Origin of the sequence: Pseudomonas sp. S06B 330 (genome assembly GCF_002845275.2) — a bacterium.
Lineage (GTDB): Bacteria > Pseudomonadota > Gammaproteobacteria > Pseudomonadales > Pseudomonadaceae > Aquipseudomonas.
Window position 1 is genome coordinate 2,636,057 of record NZ_CP088149.1, and the last position, 19,742, is coordinate 2,655,798.

At 61.3% G+C, this 19,742-nt stretch carries 16 protein-coding genes; 4 read left to right on the plus strand and 12 right to left on the minus strand.

Going from position 1 to position 19,742, the window contains the following annotated elements; genetic code table 11:
- Positions 1-8 precede the first annotated feature (8 nt).
- From CX511_RS11810 to CX511_RS11855, 10 genes are read right to left on the minus strand one after another with little or no spacing between them, the layout of a single operon-like run.
- Positions 9-1,145, minus strand: coding sequence for a glycosyltransferase family 2 protein (locus tag CX511_RS11810; RefSeq protein WP_045179852.1), 1,137 nt, complete (start codon positions 1,143-1,145; stop codon positions 9-11).
- The gene (locus tag CX511_RS11815; RefSeq protein WP_045179855.1) at positions 1,138-2,103 is read right to left on the minus strand and encodes a glycosyltransferase family 2 protein; all 966 of its coding nucleotides are present in this window, start codon (positions 2,101-2,103) and stop codon (positions 1,138-1,140) included. Before CX511_RS11815 ends, CX511_RS11810 begins: the two co-directional genes overlap by 8 nt.
- Entirely contained in the window at positions 2,100-3,470 is a 1,371-nt protein-coding gene (locus tag CX511_RS11820; protein ID WP_045179856.1) for an O-antigen ligase family protein, read from the minus strand. Before CX511_RS11820 ends, CX511_RS11815 begins: the two co-directional genes overlap by 4 nt.
- Positions 3,467-4,567 (minus strand): glycosyltransferase family 4 protein, encoded by a 1,101-nt coding sequence (locus CX511_RS11825; RefSeq protein ID WP_373432745.1) that lies wholly within the window; start codon positions 4,565-4,567, stop codon positions 3,467-3,469. The genes CX511_RS11820 and CX511_RS11825 overlap by 4 nt, the downstream gene beginning before the upstream one ends.
- Complete coding sequence (locus tag CX511_RS11830) at positions 4,552-6,144, minus strand: GumC family protein (RefSeq protein ID WP_101293320.1); 1,593 nt, start codon at positions 6,142-6,144, stop codon at positions 4,552-4,554. Before CX511_RS11830 ends, CX511_RS11825 begins: the two co-directional genes overlap by 16 nt.
- A gap of 20 nt (positions 6,145-6,164) precedes the next feature.
- Entirely contained in the window at positions 6,165-7,184 is a 1,020-nt protein-coding gene (locus tag CX511_RS11835; RefSeq protein ID WP_045179864.1) for a polysaccharide biosynthesis/export family protein, read from the minus strand.
- 22 nt (positions 7,185-7,206) lie between these two features.
- Complete coding sequence (locus tag CX511_RS11840; protein WP_045179865.1) at positions 7,207-7,854, minus strand: CpsD/CapB family tyrosine-protein kinase; 648 nt, start codon at positions 7,852-7,854, stop codon at positions 7,207-7,209.
- A complete protein-coding gene (locus tag CX511_RS11845) occupies positions 7,855-8,601 on the minus strand; it encodes a sugar transferase (RefSeq protein WP_045179867.1) in 747 nt (248 codons plus the stop codon). It abuts the gene before it with no gap.
- On the minus strand, positions 8,598-9,668 hold the full coding sequence (locus CX511_RS11850; protein ID WP_045179869.1) for an NAD-dependent epimerase: 1,071 nt from the start codon (positions 9,666-9,668) through the stop codon (positions 8,598-8,600). Before CX511_RS11850 ends, CX511_RS11845 begins: the two co-directional genes overlap by 4 nt.
- Positions 9,665-11,017, minus strand: a complete 1,353-nt coding sequence (locus tag CX511_RS11855; RefSeq protein ID WP_045179871.1) for a UDP-glucose dehydrogenase family protein — start codon at positions 11,015-11,017, stop codon at positions 9,665-9,667. Before CX511_RS11855 ends, CX511_RS11850 begins: the two co-directional genes overlap by 4 nt.
- A 402-nt stretch (positions 11,018-11,419) precedes the next feature.
- Here CX511_RS11855 and CX511_RS11860 point away from each other — a divergent pair, with 402 nt between their 5' ends.
- Positions 11,420-13,129, plus strand: coding sequence for a sulfatase-like hydrolase/transferase (locus tag CX511_RS11860; protein ID WP_101293319.1), 1,710 nt, complete (start codon positions 11,420-11,422; stop codon positions 13,127-13,129).
- A 10-nt stretch (positions 13,130-13,139) separates the two neighbouring features.
- Here the strand turns inward: CX511_RS11860 and CX511_RS11865 are convergent, their stop codons facing one another.
- Positions 13,140-14,078 (minus strand): LysR substrate-binding domain-containing protein, encoded by a 939-nt coding sequence (locus tag CX511_RS11865; protein WP_045179875.1) that lies wholly within the window; start codon positions 14,076-14,078, stop codon positions 13,140-13,142.
- A gap of 146 nt (positions 14,079-14,224) precedes the next feature.
- Between CX511_RS11865 and CX511_RS11870 the strand changes: the two genes are divergently transcribed.
- The 3 genes from CX511_RS11870 to CX511_RS11880 all read left to right on the plus strand — a co-directional run bounded on the left by CX511_RS11870 (position 14,225) and on the right by CX511_RS11880 (position 18,828).
- Positions 14,225-15,601, plus strand: a complete 1,377-nt coding sequence (locus tag CX511_RS11870; RefSeq protein ID WP_045179877.1) for an L-serine ammonia-lyase — start codon at positions 14,225-14,227, stop codon at positions 15,599-15,601.
- Positions 15,602-15,735: 134 nt separating this feature from the next.
- Entirely contained in the window at positions 15,736-17,034 is a 1,299-nt protein-coding gene (locus CX511_RS11875) for a serine/threonine transporter (protein ID WP_101293318.1), read from the plus strand.
- A 93-nt stretch (positions 17,035-17,127) separates the two neighbouring features.
- A complete protein-coding gene (locus CX511_RS11880; protein WP_101293317.1) occupies positions 17,128-18,828 on the plus strand; it encodes a response regulator in 1,701 nt (566 codons plus the stop codon).
- Positions 18,829-18,931: 103 nt separating this feature from the next.
- Here the strand turns inward: CX511_RS11880 and hpaI are convergent, their stop codons facing one another.
- A complete protein-coding gene (hpaI, locus tag CX511_RS11885) occupies positions 18,932-19,735 on the minus strand; it encodes a 4-hydroxy-2-oxoheptanedioate aldolase (protein ID WP_045179880.1) in 804 nt (267 codons plus the stop codon).
- Positions 19,736-19,742: the final 7 nt, after the last annotated feature.

Genomic DNA, 19,742 nt, shown 5'->3' on the forward strand with positions numbered 1-19,742 from the left:
TCAGGCACTCATCGGGTCTGGTCGGGGTTCCACTGGTTGTAGCTGTGCCCGCGCAGAAACTGCCACAGACCGACGCTCATGCCCGCCAAGGTCACCAACACGAACGCGGCCAGGCGAAATGGCTTGGGCAAGCGATGACGCACATCCAGCAGGCCCGCCACAGCAATGGCATAACCGAGCAGTTGGGCGGCCAGGCTCAGGCGGTAGAAACCGTGGTCATCGAGCAACCACAGGTTGGCCAGCAGCAATGGCAACAGCAGTACCGGCGCCAGACGGCGGATTACCTTGTGGCTGATCAGGGCAATGGCATACAAGCCATGACGCAGCGGGTTGAGCAGTTCCCGGCGTGCGGCGAGGCTGATCAGACCGCCGACGGTAACGCGCTGACGGCGGCTGAACTGGCGCTCAGCTTCGTCGACGCCTTGGTCGAGGACCTTGGCCTGATCGACATAGACCACGCGTTTACCGGCGACGGGCGCGCAGGTATTGATATAGAAGTCGTCGTTGACCCGTGCAGGTATCGGCTGATACAGCTCGCGGCGCAGCGCCTGCAGGGCGCCGTCGGCCGAGACCGTGCAGCCGGTACGGGTTTCCACCCGGCGTAGCCAGGCTTCGTAGTGGCGGTACAGGCTCTCACCAATGCTCAGGCCCTTGCCGGCAACCGGGATGATCATATTGCCGACAGTGCCGCCGACATCAGGATCGGCAAACGGTGCCAGCAATGCCTGCAGGGTGCCGTCGAGCCAATGCACGTCGGCATCGGTAAATACCAGGATGTCACCGGTACAGTGGCGGACAGCGGCATTGAGCACACTGTTCTTGCCCTGACGCGGAAGGTCGAGCACCAGGATGCGCGGGTCGTCAAAGCGCCGAGCCAGTTCTACCGTGCGGTCACTGGAGCCATCGCTGGCGACGATGATCTGCAACGAGGAGAGGTGCTCATCCTGGGCCAGCAGGTTGCGCAGTTTGTCCTCGATATGGCGTTCCTCGTTGTGCGCCGCGACCACCACGCTGACCTGCAGCGGTGGCAACAGCCCAGGCTTATGCTGAGCAAAGAATGGCCCAGCGACGGTCAGCAGCAGCGGGTAGCCAAGCCAGGCATAGAAGGGTAGCAACAGACACAGCCAAAAGATGAGTTCAGCCACGGGCGGGCCTCCTTGCGTTCCAGTTGAACAGGCTGAGCACGAAGGCCGCGCCGGCCAGGTGCAGACGAATCCAGTGCAGCCCCCAGAGTTGCAGGACGAACAAAGGCTCGCGGTGTTTCAGGCTCTGGCGCAGGCTCAACACCAGTGCTGGCAGGCTGGCGATCAGCAGCATCAGCAGGGCCAGGTGCGGGAAGCCGTCGAGCAGGGCCGACAAGGCCATGGCGTCGAGTACCCAGGCGCCCATCGACAGCATCGGGAAGCGCAGCAAGCGCAGCCTGACGCCGTTACTGCGCAGTAATTGCAGGTTGCTGCCCTGGCGCCAGAGTTCCTTGCCCAGCCATTCACCCCAGCTACCTTCAAAGCCCCAGTGCAGGACCGCCGGCGTGCGCAGGGCCAGCAACCGCGCACCGGCCTGGCTCAGGCGCAAGGTGAAGTCTTTGTCTTCGCCAGTGCGCAGGGTTTCGCTGAAGCCCCCCACCTGGTCGAACCACTGACGGCGCATCAGCAGGTTGGGTGTCGGCAGCCAGGGCATGCTGTGCAGTTCGGGGCCAGCGCGCCGGGTGCGCCGCTGCCAGGCTTGGGCGAACCAGGGCGCCTGGCGCGGGGTGTCGCAATCCAAGGCAAAGACATCGCCACGGCCCTGTTCATGCAGATCCAGAAGCAAGCGCAGCCAGTGTTCAGGGACTTCAATATCGGCATCGAGAAAGGCCAACCATTGACCTGCGCTCGCCTGAGCACCGCGATTGCGCAGGGCGCCGATGGTCAGCCCGGGCAGACTCACTACCTGCGCCCCGAGGCTGCGAGCGATCTGCGGACCGTCATCGCTGGAGCCGTTATCGACCACGATCAGCTCGCATTCAAGCCCGGCAACGGTGGCGGCGCGTTGTGCCGCTTGCAAGGTGCGACCGATATGTCGGGCCTCGTTGAACATGGGCACGACGATGCTGATCTGGCTCATGCGGCCTCCTGCGGCAGTCGGGCTTGCTCGGCTTTAAGCCGCAACACGCTGGACAGCGCCAGCATGATCCACAGGTACTTTTGGTTCGGTGCACTCAAGAACATCAGGAACAAGCTGATCGCCAGCATGCTCATGCATAAATGCGTGAGCAGGTCAGCCTGGTCGTGATCGCCCTGTTGCAGCCATAGCCGCCGGGCGTACCAGAGGTTGTACAAGGCCAGGACGATCAAACCGGTGAACAACAGCCCGGCCGGCACGCCGACTTCACTATAGATTTCAAGGTAGGTGTTGTGCGCCCGACGATACAGGTCACCGATTTTTTTGTTGGAAGAGAACGCCTTGGCATAGCCGGTGGTGGCGTAATGCAGGGGGAAGGTCCCGGGGCCAGAACCGATCAGCGGGTTCTCGCGGATCATCTTTGTGCCCACAACAATGTAGGAGGAGCGTCGTCCCAGGGATTCGTCCTTGTGGGCGTTGACCCCGGACTTGAGCTGGGCCAACGACTGGATCCGCTCAATGTAGGCGTCGGGCATCAGCGCAACGGCCACTGGCAGCAGGATCGCCATACCCAGCATGGCAAAACCCAGGTGCCGCGGACGCAAGCGACCGAGCTGACTGCGGTAGTGGACCAGGGCGATCACCAGGCTGATCAACAGCACCACCAAGCCCGACCGCGAGTTGGTCTTGGTCATGCCGGCCAGCAACAGGATGCAGCAGGCGATCCAGAACAGGCGCTGTAGCCGATTCGGACTCTTGAGCACCAGCCACAACGCCATGGGGATGGCGATGGCGATGAGCATGGCGAACAGGTTGGGGTCGGTGAGCAGCCCGGCAGCGCGACCTTCGTCCTGGTACTTGGTGGAGAACATGGCCATTACGCAGGTCACGCCGACGCTCAGGCTGACCAACCGGCACATCATTGCCAGGTTCAGTTCGCGCCCCACCAATAAGGTGATGGCGAACAGCAGCAGGCCGACTGCCAGCTCACGGAAGTGGCCCAGCGACAGCTCCGTGTTTTCGCTGGCCAGGTAGCTCAGCAGGTACAGGGCCAGAAAACCCACCAGCAAACGCCACATCGAGCTGCGTAGGCGCTCGCCGGGCAGTTGCTTGGTCGCCAGTTGCAGCAACAGCACCAAGGCCAGCGAGGCGCCAATCAATTTCACCGCCGACAGTTCGGTGTCCTTGAACAGGCCCTCCAGCGGCACCAGGGTAATGATCGCCATCAGTCCCCACGCCGGACGCCGGTACAACGCCAGCAGACCCGCCAGGCCAATGACCGCGCCGGGTGCCAGGAACGGGTAGGGGCTGGCCAGCAGGGCCAGGCTGACAATGGCCAACAGACCGATCAGGGACAGGGGGATGATCATGCGCAGGTCTCCGTGGCCGCGCCCAGGTAGACCTGGGCCCAGCGTTGCGCCAGCGTCGGCAGGTGATAACGTTCGCGTTGCGTACGCCGCGCCTGGGCGATCAGCTCGTCGGCCTGAGCCGGGTCGAGCATCAGGGCTTCGAGTTGTGCGGCCAGCTCATCGACCGCCAGCGGCCTGGCCAGCAGGCCGCTGCGGCCATGTTCAATCACATCAGGAATGCCGCCGACGCCGAAGGCCACCACCGGGACGCCATCCTGCATGGCTTCGAGCAGAATCATCGGTGTGCCTTCAGTGCGCGAGCTGATCACCAGGGCATCCAGGCGCGCCATCCATGGGCGCATGTCGCGCTGAAACCCGGGCAGGCGAATGCGTTGATTCAGCCCGGCAGCATCGATGCGTGCTTGCAGCACAGCCCGTTCCGGGCCATCGCCGAGCATCACCGCGTCCAGTTGCGGATGGCGCTGGCACAGGGGGATCAGGCTATCGAGAAACAGGTCCGGTCCTTTCTCCTGGCTCAAACGTCCGACGTAACCGGCCAGCCAGCGTTCGTCGCCATGGCCGCGCGCAGGCAAGGCGGGGGCCTCCGGCAGGCCATTGGGGATCACCTGCAGCTTGTGCTCGGTGACACCTGCCTGGCGGTGGATGCGCTTGATGCTCTCGGCCACGCAGACCACTTTGTCGATGGTCCCGGTGCGGCATAGCTGCAAACTCAACCAGGTGTACAGGCGTTGTTTGCGATTGCTCGGGGTAAAGCCATGCTGGGTGGCGACCATCGGCAAGCGCCACAGCGTCGCGCCCAACCAGCCAAATACCAGCCCTTTGAAGTTGTGACTGTTGATCAGCGGCTGCGGATCTCGGCACTGGCGCAACTGAGTCAACACCTCGCCCAGGCTGGCGCAGCTGCGGCAGGCCACGCCAGCGGCGCGAAAACGCGCCACCAGTTCCTCCGGGGCACCGAGGAACAGCACCAAGTGCTGTCCCGGGGTAGCCTGGCAGTGGTCCAGCAACATCCGCTCGGCACCGTAGAAGCCACCGCTGCCGAGCAGGTGGATGATCGGCCGCTGCAGGGGCAAGGCTGCGTTCAATTGCGCACCCAATGCACCAGCCGCGGCAGCGACCAGCCCTTGTAAGGGTTGGGGGTTTGCGGGGCCTGGTCGTTGATCACCAGCAGTACCGGCAGGTCCAACTGTTGGGTGATTTGCGCTGGGTGCTTGAAGCGGTGGTCAAAGAACTCACGCACATAGACCAGGGCAATGGCCAACAGCAAACCGGTGAACAGGCCAAATGGCACGATCAGGATCGGTTTGGGGAAGGCAGCTTCGGCAGGCTCATACGGTGCGCTCAAGACCCGGGCGTTGGAGGCATCATTGCCTAGCAACTGCTCGCCGCGGGCTTCTTCATACCGTTGGGTGTAGGTGAAGAAGGCCTTGTGCAGCGCATCAATTTCGGTATCGAGCTGGCGTGCCTTGCTCTGGGTCTGCTGCAACTGGTGCACACGGTCTTTATAGTCGGCGATGCGCTGGGTTTTTTGCGCGATGACATTCTGAACCACGGCCAGGTCTTTTTCCCGCTCCTTGATCCGGTTGGAGACGATCTTCAAGAACTGCTGACGGGTCTTGGCGATTTGCTCGCGTTGCAGCAGCATTTGCTCACTGCTGGGTTGGAACACCGCCAGGTCGCTGACATACGTCAGCACCAGGGTGGTCAACTGCTCACCCAGTTGCTTGATCTCGCGGTCTTCGAATGCCGCGTTGTCGACGGTGGTGGTGAAGGTGTAAGGGAACGCGAAATCGCGCATGCCGGCGTTGTTCGCCGAGGCCAGGCTGGTCTTGAGGTACTCCAGCCACTGCTGGCTTTGCAGCAGGCGGTCGCGGTACAGGTTCAGCGCTTGCTCTTCGGTGTTGATGGCGTTGAGACGGAAGGTGATTTCTTCCTTCGGATCGGACGAACCGATGCCTTCAAGCATCCCCAGGCGCTTGCTCTCCAGGTCATCCATGCGCACTTGGTATTGCAGTTTCTTCTGCTCGTAGAACTCTTGGGGTAGTTCGTTGGACTGCAGGTTCTGGCGGTTGCGCAGGTAGTTGTCGAGCAGGCGGCTGACAAACAGGGTCCCCAGTTTTGGGTCGGGGAAGCTGTAGGTTATCGAGACGACGTTGGAGCCAGGCAGGGTTTCGATTTTGAGGCTGTTGATGGCTTCGTCGGTGAGGGCGTCTAGCTGGGTGTCGCGCACCGGATCGACGTCCAGGCCAAACAGCGCACGCGCTGGATTGATCACGTGTTCGCGTAGCGGGTTAACGATAAAGGTACGGATCGGCCCGAACACCAGGCGCTGGAGCACGCCTGGGGCGACCTCATACTGACCTTCGTCGCGCAGTTGGCTGATGGTCTGACGGATCAAGGTCGGCGAACGTAGGATATTGCTCTCGGTTTCCATGTCTGCCAGCGACGGTGGAATGAACTTGTCGGCCTCCTGGGCCAGGGCGGTGTTGGTATCGCTCTGGGACAGCTTTTTCGACTGCACGATCACTTCTGCAGTGATGTCGAAGCTCTGTTTGAGCACCAGAGGCAACAGCAAGGCGACGACTGCGAAAACCAGGAATACCCGTTTCACCAACTGGCGGTTGGCAAAGAAGATCCTGAAGAATTCATGCAGGTAGTTTTCTTTTGTGTTCATGCGTGTTCACCTGCCTTGAATTAGTTGTCGCTGTCTTTGTTGTCAACACGGTAGGCGAAGCCAAAGCCGACCCCCTGGAACAGCACTACATCAGCCAATTGCCGGGCCAGGTCGCCGGCACTGGCCAGCTTGGTCTTGGGCACGTAGAGCATGTCGTCTGGTTGCAGGTAAGCCACTTGCGCAGCACTGGCATCCAGCGCAGCGTCAACGTTATAGGGCACGGCCTGAACCTGGTTGCCGGTGCGGCGCATGATCACCACTGAATCGAGCCGGGCCTTGACGTTCGGCCCGCGGGCCATGGTCAGGGCTTCGAGCACCGACACCGGGCGCCGAATCGGGTAGGCACCGGGCATGCCCACTTCGCCAAGCACGTAGATCTCATTGACCGCCGTGGACTTGAGCATCACGTCAACCGTCATGCGTCCGGGCAGGTCGGCGTAGCGCTTGTTCAAGTAAGTCTGCAATTGCGTGACGGTCATGCCCTGCAGCGGGACTGAGCCGATTTCTGGAAAGCTGGCCTGGCCATCGCTGTTCACGGTGATTTCGCGGCTCATGCCGGTGCCAGGGTGGTTGAGGGCGTCCTTGAGGTTCTGCTCGTTGGTCAGCGGGCTGATCACCTGAACGGTTAGCTGGTCGCGATTGGGCTGGAACAGGCTTTTGTTGCGGTAGGCCTGTTGGATGGTCTGCCGGGCCTGGTCAGGCGTGAGGCCGGCGACTTTTACCGAGGTGTTGGCCCGCGGCAGTTCGATGCTGCCATCGGGCAGCACCAGTTGATTGCCATTGAGCGAACTGGCCGAGAGGAACGCCAGGCCGACGGTGTCGCCCGGCTGGATGCGGTAGGTGTCCGAGCCGCTGGTGCTGACGTGAAAGATCACATCGAGCACGTCCTGTGGCCGCAGTACCTGCTCGCTGCGCGGCAGTTCCGCGCTCTGAGCCGTACCCGGTGGTGCGGTCATGATCTGCACCGGCATCTGCCGGGTTTCCTGATTGGTGCAGCCGGCCAGGGTCAGCAGGCACAGCGCGAACGATGTGTATTTCATGGGAGGCTCCTGGTCTGCTGGCCTAAAGGTTGTTGTACAGCCACTTGGGCATGTAGTACTTACGCCGGTTGAAGACGCTGCCGATCAGGCGGGCGCCGGCCTGGGACAAGCGCTGGGCGGCGGCCTGGGCCACTTCCCAGCGGGTTTCCTCAGCGCACACCACGAGGATCACGCCATCGGCCAGGGTGCCGATCACCAGGCTGTCAGCACTGGCATAGACGGCTTCACCATCGATCACCACAAAGCGGTAGTGATCGCCCAACTGGCGCAGCAACACGCGCAGCAGGTCCGGGTTGAGCCGCTCCTTGCCGCGTTTGTAGGTGCCGGCGGGCAGCACGTCGAACGGCTGGTCGCTCAGGCGCACGATGCAGTCCTGCATCAGCGGCGGGGTTTCCAGGTCGAACATCAGGTCGTTGAAACCACGCAGTTTGTGCAGGCTCAACTGCTGGCTGAGGTTGTTGCTGCTGGGGCTGCTGTCGACCAGTAATACCGGGCCGCCGCTCATCAGCGCCAACTGGCTGGCGAAGGCCAGGGCACTGGTGCTGGTGCCGCTGCCGGTATTGGCAGCGGTCAGCAACAGAATGCGCTGGTCCTCGTCGAGCACGGTGGACGTCAGGTTGGTTTCGCTCGGGGTGGCGATGGTCAGACTTCTTGAAGTAGAACCGTCCATTCAACTTGCTCCGTGGCCGCTGAAGACTTTGAACGGAGTCTTGAGCAGGATCTTCAGATCCAGCAGCAGGCTCTGTTCGTTGATGTAGCTCAGGTCCAGTTCGACACGCTGGTCGAAGTCAATGTTGCTGCGTCCGGATATCTGCCACAGGCCTGTCATGCCGGGGTAGATGCTCAAGCGCGCGAGGTGGTTGTCCTTGTAGCGGTAGGCGTTGAACGAGGTGGGGCGAGGACCGACCAGGCGCATGTCGCCGAGCACCACGTTGAACAGGTTGGGTAACTCGTCCAGGCTGCTGCGCCGCAGCCATTGGCCGATTGGGGTGACACGCGGATCCTTGTCGATTTTGAAGTCGATGGAATCAGCGCCGTGCTTGTTCAGGTGGCGCACCGAGTCTTTCAAGGCTTCGGCGTTGGCGACCATGGTGCGGAACTTGTACATGCCGAAGGTACGGCCGCGGTAGCCGGTGCGCTTTTGCACGAAAAATACAGGCCCTGGGCCGCTGCGTTTGATCAGCATGGCCAGTACCAGCAGCAACGGGGAAATCAGGGTCAGAATGCCCAGGGCGCCGACACAGGCGAGCACCCGGTTGGTTCGCGACAGTGTCCAGGGCCGCCCCCCGGCACGGCCGGTCAGCCAGCCACGACCTTGCATGTGGATGGCTGCATCGAGGCGTTGGCGATGCGCCGGGTCCATGCGTTTGTCTTGATGCAGTGCCTGCAGTTGCGCACTTTTAGGTTGTCCTGTCATACCGCCCTCCGTTGATGCGCGGGCACATGCCCGTTGACCCGCATGGCTTCCTGGTCGAGGTGCGGGTAGTACTCATGAAACCAAGTGATAAAGCGCGCAAGCCCTTCATCCAGTGAGATGCGCGGGGTGAACCCGGTAACCTGGTCCAGGCCGCTGGCATCGGCACAGGTGGCCAGCACGTCGCCCGGTTGCAAGGGCAGCAACTCGACCTCGGCCTTGCGTTGCAGGTGTTTTTCCAGCAGCGCGAGGTAGTCGGTCAGCTCCACCGGGCGCTGGCCGCCGATGTTGAACAGGCGCCACGGTGCGTGGCTGCTGGCGGGGTCCGGTTGTTCGCGGTTCCACTCAGGGTTGGCCTTGGGCGGTAATGGAATCAGGCGCACCAGGCTTTCGACAATGTCGTCGATGTAGGTGAAATCGCGCTGGTGCCGGCCGTAATTGAACAGCTGAATCGGGCGACCTTCGGCAATCGCCCGGGCGAACTGCATCGGTGACATGTCCGGCCGGCCCCAAGGCCCATACACGGTAAAAAAGCGCAGGCCGCTGCAGGGTATGCCGAACAGGTGGCTATAGCTGTGGGCCATGGCTTCGTTGGCTTTTTTGGTGGCAGCGTACAGCGACAGCGGATGGTCTACCGCATCCTGAACCCGGTACGGGGTGTGTTGGTTGGCGCCGTATACCGAGCTTGAGGAGGCATACAGCAAGTGTTGCACTGGATGCTGGCGGCAGCCTTCGAGAATGTTGAGAAAGCCACACAGGTTGCTGTCGATATAGGCGCGCGGGTTTTCCAGCGAGTAGCGCACCCCGGCTTGGGCAGCCAGGTGGATCACCACTTCGGGCTGTTCGCGGGTAAACAGTTCGGCTACACCTGCGGCGTCGTTGAGGTCCAGGCGATATAGGGGGAAGTTGCGGGCTTGGCTTTCGATCCAGCGTACCCGTGCATGTTTGAGTGCCGGATCGTAGTAATCGTTGAAGTTGTCCAGGCCAATCACATCATGGCCATCGCGCAATAGACGCAGGGTGCAGTGCGCTCCGATGAAGCCGGCGGCGCCGGTGACCAGTATTTTCATGGCGCCGGCACCTGCGGCTGAACCTGTCGCAGGCCAATGCCGCTGTAGCTAAGGCCGAAGGTGGCGACCTGGTCAGGGTTGTACAGGTTGCGGCCGTCAATGATCAGGCGGCTGCGCAGCTTCTTTGCCAGCAGGGCAAAGTCGACGACACGAAAGTTCTTCCATTCGGTGCAAATCACCAGGGCGTCGGCGTCTTCCAGGGTGTCGTCACGGGTGGCACACAGGCGCAGGTCGTCGCGATAGCCATAGAGGCGCCGGCACTCGGACATCGCCTCAGGATCAAACGCGCAGACCGTCGCCCCCTCGGCCCACAGCGCCTCCATCAGGTAACGGCTCGGCGCTTCGCGCATGTCGTCGGTGTTGGGTTTGAAGGCCAGGCCCCAGAGGGCGATGGACTTGCCCGCCAGGCTGCCGGGAAAGTGTTGCTTCAACTTGCCGAAGAGGATCTGGCGTTGGGCATCATTGACCTCGCTGACACTTTGCAGCAGGCGCAGTGGCATGCCGCTGTGTTCGGCGGTGTGCAGCAGGGCGCGCAGGTCCTTGGGGAAACACGAACCGCCAAAGCCGCAACCGGGATAGATGAAGTGATAACCGATGCGCGGATCGGAGCCGATACCTTTGCGCACGGCCTCAATATCAGCACCCAGGCGCTCAGTGAGATTGGCCAGCTCGTTCATGAAGCTGATACGTGTGGCGAGCATCGCGTTGGCCGCGTACTTGGTCAGTTCGGCGCTGCGGTTGTCCATGAACATGAGTTTTTCATGGTTGCGGCAGAACGGCGCGTAGAGTTCGGCCAACTGCTCATGGGCGTGATCATCGGCGGTACCGACGATGATGCGGTCCGGGCGCATGCAATCGGCCAGGGCGCTGCCTTCCTTGAGAAACTCGGGGTTGGACACCACCCGCACCTGCAAGCTGCTTTTGTTCAGGCGCTGCAGTTCTTCGCGGGCCAGTTGCGCGACTTTGTCGGCGGTACCGACAGGAACCGTGGACTTGATGATCAAGGTGCGATCTGCATCCATCAGATCGACGATCTGCCGGGTGACGCCCAGCACGTGGGAGAGGTCGGCCGAACCATCTTCATCCGGTGGGGTACCGACGGCGATGAAGATCAATTCGGCATGGGCAACCGCGTCACTGGCCTGGGTACTGAACAGTAAACGGCCTTCCTTGATGTTTTCTTCGAGCATGCTCGACAGCCCAGGCTCGCTGATGGGCGGAACCCCCTGACGCAGTTGACTGATCTTGTGAGCGTCGACATCGACGCATAACACACGGTGACCTACGTCTGCCAGGGCAGCAGCTTGCACAAGACCGACATAGCCGGTGCCAAATACGCTCACGTCCATGTCGGCGTGCCTCGTATGGAGTAAGAAGAATGAAACAGTGGTGTGATCTGGGTATAGCCCACCTATGAAAGGTCGTGTCAATCAAATGGCATGTTTCGTCGGATTTACACTCGCTGCAAATAGGCTTTTTGCCATCAAGCCTTTCTAAATCGCGGGCTTAGCTGAATAAGGCAGTGGCAAATGGCCGTCTATGAAAACGATGAACGGTCAAGGGCCAAGTAAAACGTGGCCTCTGCCGCGGTGACTGTTTCACGAATGCAACGGTTTCGCGTTTTCAATTTGTCAGAATCAGTGCACGTAAGATCGCCGGTAAATTGACGTTTTACCGGTTTGCGCTTTGTCGCAGCGCTGCTAACGTGGAAGTAGCCCGCTAGGGTCGAAGGGTATTTTTGCGAGGGAGTCATGCGCCGTTATTTCAAGGAATTGCTGCTCGTTCTCTACTTGATCAGCCACTATCCCTATTACTTCGAGCGTCTTCAGGCTATTGGCCTGAACCCGGCGTTGTTGCTGTTTACCGGCGTTTTCGTGTTGTTGGTGCTGGCGTTGCTGCTCAGTGCCAATATCCGCCAGGGTTGGTTGCGCTGGGCATGGGCGCTGGGGTTTTCCGCCAGCGCGCTGTTCTTTGATGCCTATACCCGGATCACGGCGGATTACCTGACGTACAGCGCTTTCATTTCCATGGTCTATTCCGGCGGCTTTATCGGCGAGGCGCTGGAGCAGTATCACAGTGTGATTCTCGGCAGCGTGGCGCGCACCCTGTTGTTGCTGTTCGGGCTGGGCTTGCGCCCACGGCGCAACTTGCCGGGGCCGGCGACGCTGCCTTGGGCCGCGCCATTGTTGGGGATCGTTCTGTTGACAGCGATTTTATTCGTGCGCGCCGGTGAGGGTGCGCGTGGCCTGCCGATCATGTACACGGCGCTGGCCTACCTGAACCTGTTTGCCTATGAGTCGCTGCACGACAGTGTCGGCCCGCGTGAGCCGGTGAGTCTGGCGCGCCAAGGGCCCGCACTGGCCCGCGACATCGTGCTGATCATCGACGAGAGCGTCTCGGGCAATTACCTGGACCTGAACACCGCTCATGGCGTGCGCAGTCAGCTCAACCAGGTACAACCCGGCGCGAGTATCTTCAACTATGGCTACGCCGCCTCTATTGCCAACTGCAGTGCCGACACCAACGTCACTCTGCGCTATGGCGGCACGCGCACCGACTACCTGCGTATCAACTCAACCCTGCCGTCGATCTGGCAATACGCCAAGCAAGCCGGCCTGGGTACGGTGTACATCGATGCTCAGCGCACCGGCGGCAACTTGCAGAACCTGATGAATACTGCGGAAAAACGCGACATTGACCAGTTCATTCAGTTCGACACCACCCCGGTGCGTGATCGTGACATGGCGGCGGTGGCAAAACTGATCGAGTTGCTCGGCGACGGTCAGGCGCAGTTGATCGTGATGAACAAGGTTGGCGTGCATTTCCCGGTACACGACAAGTACCCCGATGCATTCATGACCTATCGCCCAGCCTTGCCGCGCGGGCAGTATGCCGACATCGCCGATACGGGACGGCGCGATGGTTTTTCTGGTCAGCCGGAGGATTGGCTGTTGTATCGCAATGCCTACAAGAACAGTCTGCTGTGGAATGTCGGCGAGTTTTTTAACCGCTTGTTCGCCCAGGCCGATTTGAGCCAGGCGGTGCTGATCTATACCTCAGACCATGGTCAAGACCTGCATGAGCGCGGCAACCCTGGCCTCAATACCCATTGCGACAGTGACCCGGTGGAGGAGGAGGGTCTGGTGCCGCTGGTGGTCATTCAGGGGGAAGGACTCAAGACCCTCGATTGGCAGGCTGAATTGGCCGCCAACAAAGACCGCTCCAGCCACTACAACATCTTCCCGACTCTGCTGCAGTTGCTGGGCTATGACCCGGCCGCCTTCACCCCGATCTATGGGCGCTCGCTGGCGGTGCCGACCGAAGATGACTTCAGTTTCAACACACGGTTCAACGCGCGGCTGGGGGCCAAGCCGGTGTTCAAGCGTATTGACCTCAGCCAGGTAGTGACGCCCGACGGCGCAACAGTCGTCGAGCACATGCCGGTGGGTCAGGCCGACTGATGCCGGCCGTTTACAACGCGGGTGCGTGCAGGCTACGGAAACTCTCGGCTTCTTCTACCAGCCAGTCATGCACCGCGCGAACGCTCGGATGGGCCAGGCCGCCGGGTGGGTAGAGCAGCACATAGCGTTTGTGGTTGGCGATGGGTAAACCGAACGGCACGATCAGCGTGCCGCGCTCCAGTTCATCATTGAGCAGGGTGCGGCGGGCGATGGCCACGCCGATCCCGGCAATCGCCGCTTCAATGGTCAGGTGGTTGCGGTTGAAGGTGTGCCCACGGCGCACGTCCAGGCCGCTGGCCCCGATGCCCTCCAGATAGAACTCCCACTCGGCGTATTCCGAACTGCCGCGCCAGGCGGTGATGTCGTGCAACAACGGATAGTGCGCAAGATCGACGGGGCCATGCAGGGGCGGACGTCCGCGCAGCAGTGTCGGCGAACATACCGGGAAGATCTGCTCATCGAGCAGCGGCGTTGAATGCATGCCCGGGTAGCTGCCGTCGTTAAGGTCAATGGCCAGGTCGAAGTCGCCCTCATGCAAGGCCTGGCTGCTGTCCTCGGCGACCAGGCGTAGCTGGATGTCCGGGTAGCGTTGTTGCAGGCGCGGCAGGCGTGGCGTTAACCATTTGGCGAGGAATGAGGGGATCGAACGCAGGCGCAGGGTGCCGCGGATCTCGCCGGCATCCAGGCGCAGCAGTTCGGCGTCGATGCTGCCATAGGCTTCGCTGACCGTTTGCGCCAGGCGCTGGCCTTCAGCGCTCAGCTCTACACCGCGCGCGCGGCGCAGGAACAGGCGAAAGCCCAGGCGTTCTTCCAGCTGGCGAATCTGCTGGCTCACGGCGCCGGGTGTGATGTGTAGTTCTTCCGCGCAACGGGTGAACGACAGGTGCCGTGCCGCGCAGGAAAACACATGCAACCAGACATACATCTGGCCATTCAACTGCCGTCTCATCGTTTAGTTCTACTAAAGGCTTGCTTAGAAAGTTTCGTTGGTCAATGCCACGCTGACCGGGCAGTATCGCGCAACTTCGTGACACCCTTCAATTTTTTCACAACGCCGCCGGGCGATTTTCGTCGCTTGAGTGTGCAGGCATTAGTATGGCTATCAGTGTTTTTGACCTTTTCAAGATTGGTATCGGGCCTTCCAGTTCGCATACCGTAGGCCCGATGCGGGCGGCTGCGACCTTTGCCCAGGCCTTGCGTGAGCAGGGTCTGCTGGAGGAGGTCAGTCGAGTGGAGGTTCGTCTGTATGGTTCACTGTCGGCGACCGGTGTCGGTCACGCCACGGATCGTGCCTGCCTGTTGGGGCTGATGGGCGAGTGGCCCGACCAGATCGACCCACAGCGTATCGAACCACTGATCAGCCAGTTGCAGGACAGCCAGGTGCTGTTGCTCGATGGCCGCCACGCCGTGCCCTTTGATTGCCGTCGCGACTTGCTGCTGCTCGATGAAAGCCTGCCGTATCACCCCAACGCCATGACCCTGGAGGCCAGCAGCGCCACCGGCTCGTTGTTGCAGCAGACCTATTACTCGGTGGGCGGTGGTTTCATTGTTGAAGCGGCGCAGCTTGGTAGCGCGGGCAACAGTGCCGAGCAGGTGCAACTGCCATATGACTTTGACAGCGCCGCGCAACTTCTGGCGCTGTGCAAACAACACCAGTTGCGCGTCAGTGAACTGATGATGGCCAACGAACTGGCCTGGCGCTGCGAAGCCGAAGTCCGCAGCGGCCTACTTAAGCTCTGGGCTGCAATGCGCGAATGCGTCGACAACGGCTTGCGCAATGAGGGCATCCTGCCTGGCGGCCTCAAGGTCAAGCGCCGCGCCGCCAAGCTGCACCGCAGCCTGCAGGAACTGGGCAAACCCAACGTCATTGGCTCGACCTTGAGCGCCATGGAATGGGTCAACCTGTTCGCCCTGGCGGTCAACGAAGAAAACGCCGCAGGCGGGCGCATGGTCACCGCACCGACCAACGGTGCGGCAGGGATCATCCCGGCAGTGCTGCATTACTACATGAAGTTCAACCCCGATGCCTGTGATAACGACGTCGTCGACTTCCTGCTCAGTGCCGCCGCGGTAGGCATCCTGTGCAAGAAGAACGCTTCGATCTCCGGTGCCGAAGTAGGGTGCCAGGGCGAGGTCGGTTCGGCCTGTTCGATGGCTGCAGCTGGCCTTGCCGAGGTGCTTGGGGCGACGCCGATGCAACTGGAAAACGCCGCCGAGATTGCCCTTGAGCATAACCTGGGGCTGACCTGCGACCCGGTCGGCGGCCTGGTCCAGGTGCCGTGCATCGAGCGTAACGCCATTGCCGCCGTCAAGGCCATCAACGCGGTGCAGATGGCGCTGCGCGGTGATGGTGAGCACTTCATTTCCCTCGACCGGGTGATCCGCACTATGCGCGATACCGGTGCTGACATGCACGCCAACTACAAGGAGACATCGCGCGGCGGCCTGGCGGTCGCGTTCGTCGAGTGTTGATTGGCTAAACGTGCGCAAAGACTGCTTCGCGCAGGGCAATTGTGGGCGTCGGCCTTGCCGGCGATGGGGGCCGCAGCCCCCCCCCTACACGCAGTTCGTTCATAAGCAACAAAAACAACTACAAGGCAATATCGATGACTGATGTAAACACCACCACCAACCTGGGTGTCGGCACAGCCGCGCCTGCGCAAAGCAAAACCTGGAACCGCCACGACACTACCTGGGTCTTGGGCCTGTACGGCACCGCAATTGGCGCGGGAACCTTGTTCCTGCCGATCAACGCCGGGGTAGGGGGCTTCTGGCCGCTGCTGGTACTGGCGCTGCTGGCATTCCCCATGACGTACTTCGCTCACCGTGGCCTGACCCGTTTCGTGCTGTCGGGCAAGCGGGGTGCCAGCGAAGACATCACTGAAGTGGTCGAAGAGCATTTCGGCGTCGGTGCCGGCAAGCTGATCACCTTGCTGTACTTCCTGGCGATCTTCCCGATCCTGTTGGTGTACAGCGTGGCGTTGACCAATACTCTGGGCAGCTTCATGGAACATCAGCTGCACATGGCCCCACCACCGCGGGCGTTGCTGGCCTTGCTGCTGATCTGCGGCCTGATGATCGTGGTCCGTAGTGGTCAGGGCATCATCGTCAAGGTCATGAGCCTGCTGGTCTATCCCTTCGTTGCGGCTTTGCTGCTGCTGGCCTTGAGCCTGATTCCCAACTGGAACGGCGCCTTCTTCGCCCAGGCCTCCCAAGGCATGCCCCTGGACTTGTTCTTCAAGACCTTGTGGCTGGCGATTCCGGTGATGGTGTTCTCCTTCAACCATTCGCCGATCATCTCTGCCTTTGCTGTCGACCAGAAGCACCGTTACGGTGAACAAGCCGACCAGAAAAGCAACCGAATCCTGGCCAGTGCTCATGTCATGATGGTGCTGACGGTAATGTTCTTCTGCTTCAGTTGCGTGCTGGCCCTGAGCCCAGCCGATCTTGCCGCTGCCAAGCAACAGAACATCTCGATCCTGTCGTACCTGGCCAACCACTTCCAGACGCCGATCATCGCCTTCGTCGCACCGTTGATCGCCTTGGTAGCAATCACCAAGTCGTTCCTGGGGCACTACATCGGCGCCAGCGAAGGCTTTCAGGGCATGATCGTGAAAAGCCTGCGCAGCCGTGGCAAGCAACTGCCGGCCAAGCGCCTGGAGCAGATGACCGCGTTGTTCATGGTGGTGACCTGCTGGGCGGTGGCCACCCTGAACCCGAGCATCCTCGGCATGATCGAGAACCTGGGTGGGCCGATTATTGCCTGTCTGTTGTTCCTGATGCCGATGTACGCCATTCATAAAGTGCCGTCGCTGCGCAAATATTCGGGCACGGCCTCCAACGTCTTTGTGGTGCTGATCGGCTTGATCACCCTGTCGGCGATTCTGTACTCCTTTCTCGCTTGATCCAGCGTTTGCGCCGGGTGCCAAGCTCACCCGGCGCGGCGTATACAAGGCCATGCACTACGCTGTAGCGGATACTTCGCAGGAGCGGTGGTCATGCACAAGATTGTGATTGCAGACGAGCAACCTTTGCTGCGCGCTGCGGTACAGGCGTTGCTCAGCGCCGAAGGGCACCAGGTGGCGGCCGCCGTGGACAACGGCGCCGACGCCTTGCAACAAGCCTTGAGCCTGAAACCTGACGTGCTGATTCTTGACCTGGCCTTGCCGCGCTTGGGCGGGCTTGAGGTGATTCGCCGCCTGCACCAGCGCCAGAGCCGCACCCGTACCCTGGTATTGACTGCGCAAAGCACTGAACACATCGCTGGTTTGTGTCTGCAGGCGGGGGCCAGCGGATTTGTCAGCAAGCTGGAGTCGGTCGAGGAGCTGGGCGAGGCGGTACGCACCCTGCTGCGCGGGCGCGCCTGGTTTCCAGTACGCAGCCTGGGTAGCGTTGCCGCCCCGCAGGGCTTGCAGGCCGAAGACGAGCAACTGCGTACTCTGTCGCCACGGGAACTGACGGTGTTGCGCTACCTGGTCAATGGCCGTAGCAATAAGGACATCGCCGACGAACTGGCATTGAGCGACCGCACGGTCAGCACCTATAAGGTGCGCCTGCTGCAAAAGCTGCACGCCGGTTCATTGGCCGAATTACTCGAAATTGCCTGGCGCGGGGGCTTGCTTGAGCGCTTGCCAAGCACTGTAAACGTTGCGCAGGGCAAGAATACGCACGGCGCCTTTGGTGAACTGCTTGAAGCTATGCCGATGCCGGTCAGCCTGCGTGATGTCGACGGCTATTTGCGGGCCTGCAACAGTCGTTTCCTGGAGGCTGTCGGGACCACCCTGGAAGATGCAGTGGGTAAACGGGTGATTGACAGTTTGCGCGTGCCCCCCGAAGAAGCCCTGCAATTTCACCAGTATTACCTGCAGGCGGTTGCCCAACAGCAGCCCTTCAGCCGTGAGCTGGTTCTGCATATACACGATCGCGCGTATGCCTTCCGACACTGGGGGGCGCCGTACCGTAATGCCCAGGGGGAGCTGGTGGGCATGCTCTGTTCGTTTGTCGATCTCAGCGAGCAGGAGGAGGTCATCATCCGTCTGACGCATGCCAATGAGCAGAACCTGGCAGTCAAACGCGCGCGTCTGGCATTTCTGCACGGCGTCGGTGAGGAGTTCCGGCATATGCTGGAAGTCATCGCCGGCCAATTGCGTGAGGTGGCTGCCGGGTTTACCGACAGTCCTGTCTTGCATCAGGCTCGCCGGGACACCGGGCAAATGCTTGAGCGCATCCGTGTGTTGCTGGACCTGGCGGACCATGAAAGCGGCACCTTGTTGCTTATGCCCCGGCCGAGTGATCTGGTGCGTCTAACCCGTGATGTTCTGATGACAGCTACCGCCGGTGAGGGGCTCAGCGCGGAGTGGCGGGCGCCGCAGGCCCCTTCAGCAGCCTGGATCGACCGCGGCCGTTACCGGCAGGTACTCACTCTCCTCCTGCAGCACTGCGCTATGCGGGTGCCAGGCGCCTTACAGGTAACCGCCATCAGTGCACTGTTGGGGCACGCTGAAATACTCTGGGAGTTGCGCATTGGTCCACAACAGGCCGATGCGTTGCTCAGTCCGCCAACAGACGTGGTGGAACCGGGGCTGGTGCTATGCGAACGTCTGGCGCAAATGATGGGCGGACAACTGCACAGCCATTGGCCCTTGCAGGATGGTCACCTGCTGACGTTGCGCCTGCGCCTGCAGCAAGCTTCTCTGTAGGCGCACCCGCCTTGACTGGCCTCTTGTCGCCGCTGCCGTCGGCAGCGGCGACAGCACCTGGCGCTGTAGCCTTGCTTGTTTTTACGGGGTTCCCACAAACCGTTCAGTAAACGCCACCACCACTGGTGGACGGCGGCGGGGCATCTTTGAAGGTGTTGGCCAAGGTCTGTAAGCCGCGCATCAACACTGTGGTGTCGACACCGACGGCGACAAAGCGGGCACCTAACTCGATGTAGCGTCGCGCCAGTGCCTGATCGGCGCTGAGGATGCCGGCGGCTTTGCCGGCTTTCTGAATCCGCACAATCGCGTCCTCGATGGCTGCCTGGACGTCCGGATGGCCGGGATTGCCACGATGGCCCATGGCCGCGCTGAGGTCAGCCGGACCGATGAACACGCCATCGACGCCTTCGACGGCGACGATCTCATCCAGCCGGGCCAGGCCCTCAAGGTTCTCGATCTGTACCAGCAGGCACATCTGTTCATCGGCCTGGTCGAGGTAGCCGGGTATGCTGTTCCAGCGCGAAGCGCGGGCCAGGGCGCTGCCCACACCACGTACGCCGCTGGGCGGGTAGTGGATGGCGCGGACCAGCTCGCGGGCTTGTTCAGCACTCTCGACCATGGGCACCAGCAGAGTCTGGGCGCCGATGTCGAGGAGTTGCTTGATCAGTGCTGTATCGCCGATCACCGGCCGAATGATGGGCTGCGAGGCATAGGGCGCCACCGCCTGCAGTTGGCCAAGCAGGCCGCGCAGGTCATTGGGTGCGTGTTCACCATCGATCAGTAGCCAGTCGAAACCGGCATTGGCCGCCAGTTCCGCACAATACGGATCCGCCAGGCCGAGCCACAAGCCGATCTGTGCTTCACCGGCCTTCAGTCGTTGCTTGAAGGTGTTGATGGGCATTTGCATAGCAGAC

What these genes read in the sequence shown, in the direction of transcription:
- CX511_RS11815 (WP_045179855.1), bottom strand. Translation starts at nt 2,103, where the DNA reads ATGAGCCAGATCAGCATCGTCGTGCCCATGTTCAACGAGGCCCGACAT.
- CX511_RS11820 (WP_045179856.1), bottom strand. Translation starts at nt 3,470, where the DNA reads ATGATCATCCCCCTGTCCCTGATCGGTCTGTTGGCCATTGTCAGCCTG.
- CX511_RS11830 (WP_101293320.1), bottom strand. Translation starts at nt 6,144, where the DNA reads ATGAACACAAAAGAAAACTACCTGCATGAATTCTTCAGGATCTTCTTT.
- CX511_RS11835 (WP_045179864.1), bottom strand. Translation starts at nt 7,184, where the DNA reads ATGAAATACACATCGTTCGCGCTGTGCCTGCTGACCCTGGCCGGCTGC.
- CX511_RS11840 (WP_045179865.1), bottom strand. Translation starts at nt 7,854, where the DNA reads ATGGACGGTTCTACTTCAAGAAGTCTGACCATCGCCACCCCGAGCGAA.
- CX511_RS11845 (WP_045179867.1), bottom strand. Translation starts at nt 8,601, where the DNA reads ATGACAGGACAACCTAAAAGTGCGCAACTGCAGGCACTGCATCAAGAC.
- CX511_RS11850 (WP_045179869.1), bottom strand. Translation starts at nt 9,668, where the DNA reads ATGAAAATACTGGTCACCGGCGCCGCCGGCTTCATCGGAGCGCACTGC.
- CX511_RS11855 (WP_045179871.1), bottom strand. Translation starts at nt 11,017, where the DNA reads ATGGACGTGAGCGTATTTGGCACCGGCTATGTCGGTCTTGTGCAAGCT.
- CX511_RS11860 (WP_101293319.1), top strand. Translation starts at nt 11,420, where the DNA reads ATGCGCCGTTATTTCAAGGAATTGCTGCTCGTTCTCTACTTGATCAGC.
- CX511_RS11865 (WP_045179875.1), bottom strand. Translation starts at nt 14,078, where the DNA reads ATGAGACGGCAGTTGAATGGCCAGATGTATGTCTGGTTGCATGTGTTT.
- CX511_RS11870 (WP_045179877.1), top strand. Translation starts at nt 14,225, where the DNA reads ATGGCTATCAGTGTTTTTGACCTTTTCAAGATTGGTATCGGGCCTTCC.
- CX511_RS11875 (WP_101293318.1), top strand. Translation starts at nt 15,736, where the DNA reads ATGACTGATGTAAACACCACCACCAACCTGGGTGTCGGCACAGCCGCG.
- CX511_RS11880 (WP_101293317.1), top strand. Translation starts at nt 17,128, where the DNA reads ATGCACAAGATTGTGATTGCAGACGAGCAACCTTTGCTGCGCGCTGCG.
- hpaI (WP_045179880.1), bottom strand. Translation starts at nt 19,735, where the DNA reads ATGCAAATGCCCATCAACACCTTCAAGCAACGACTGAAGGCCGGTGAA.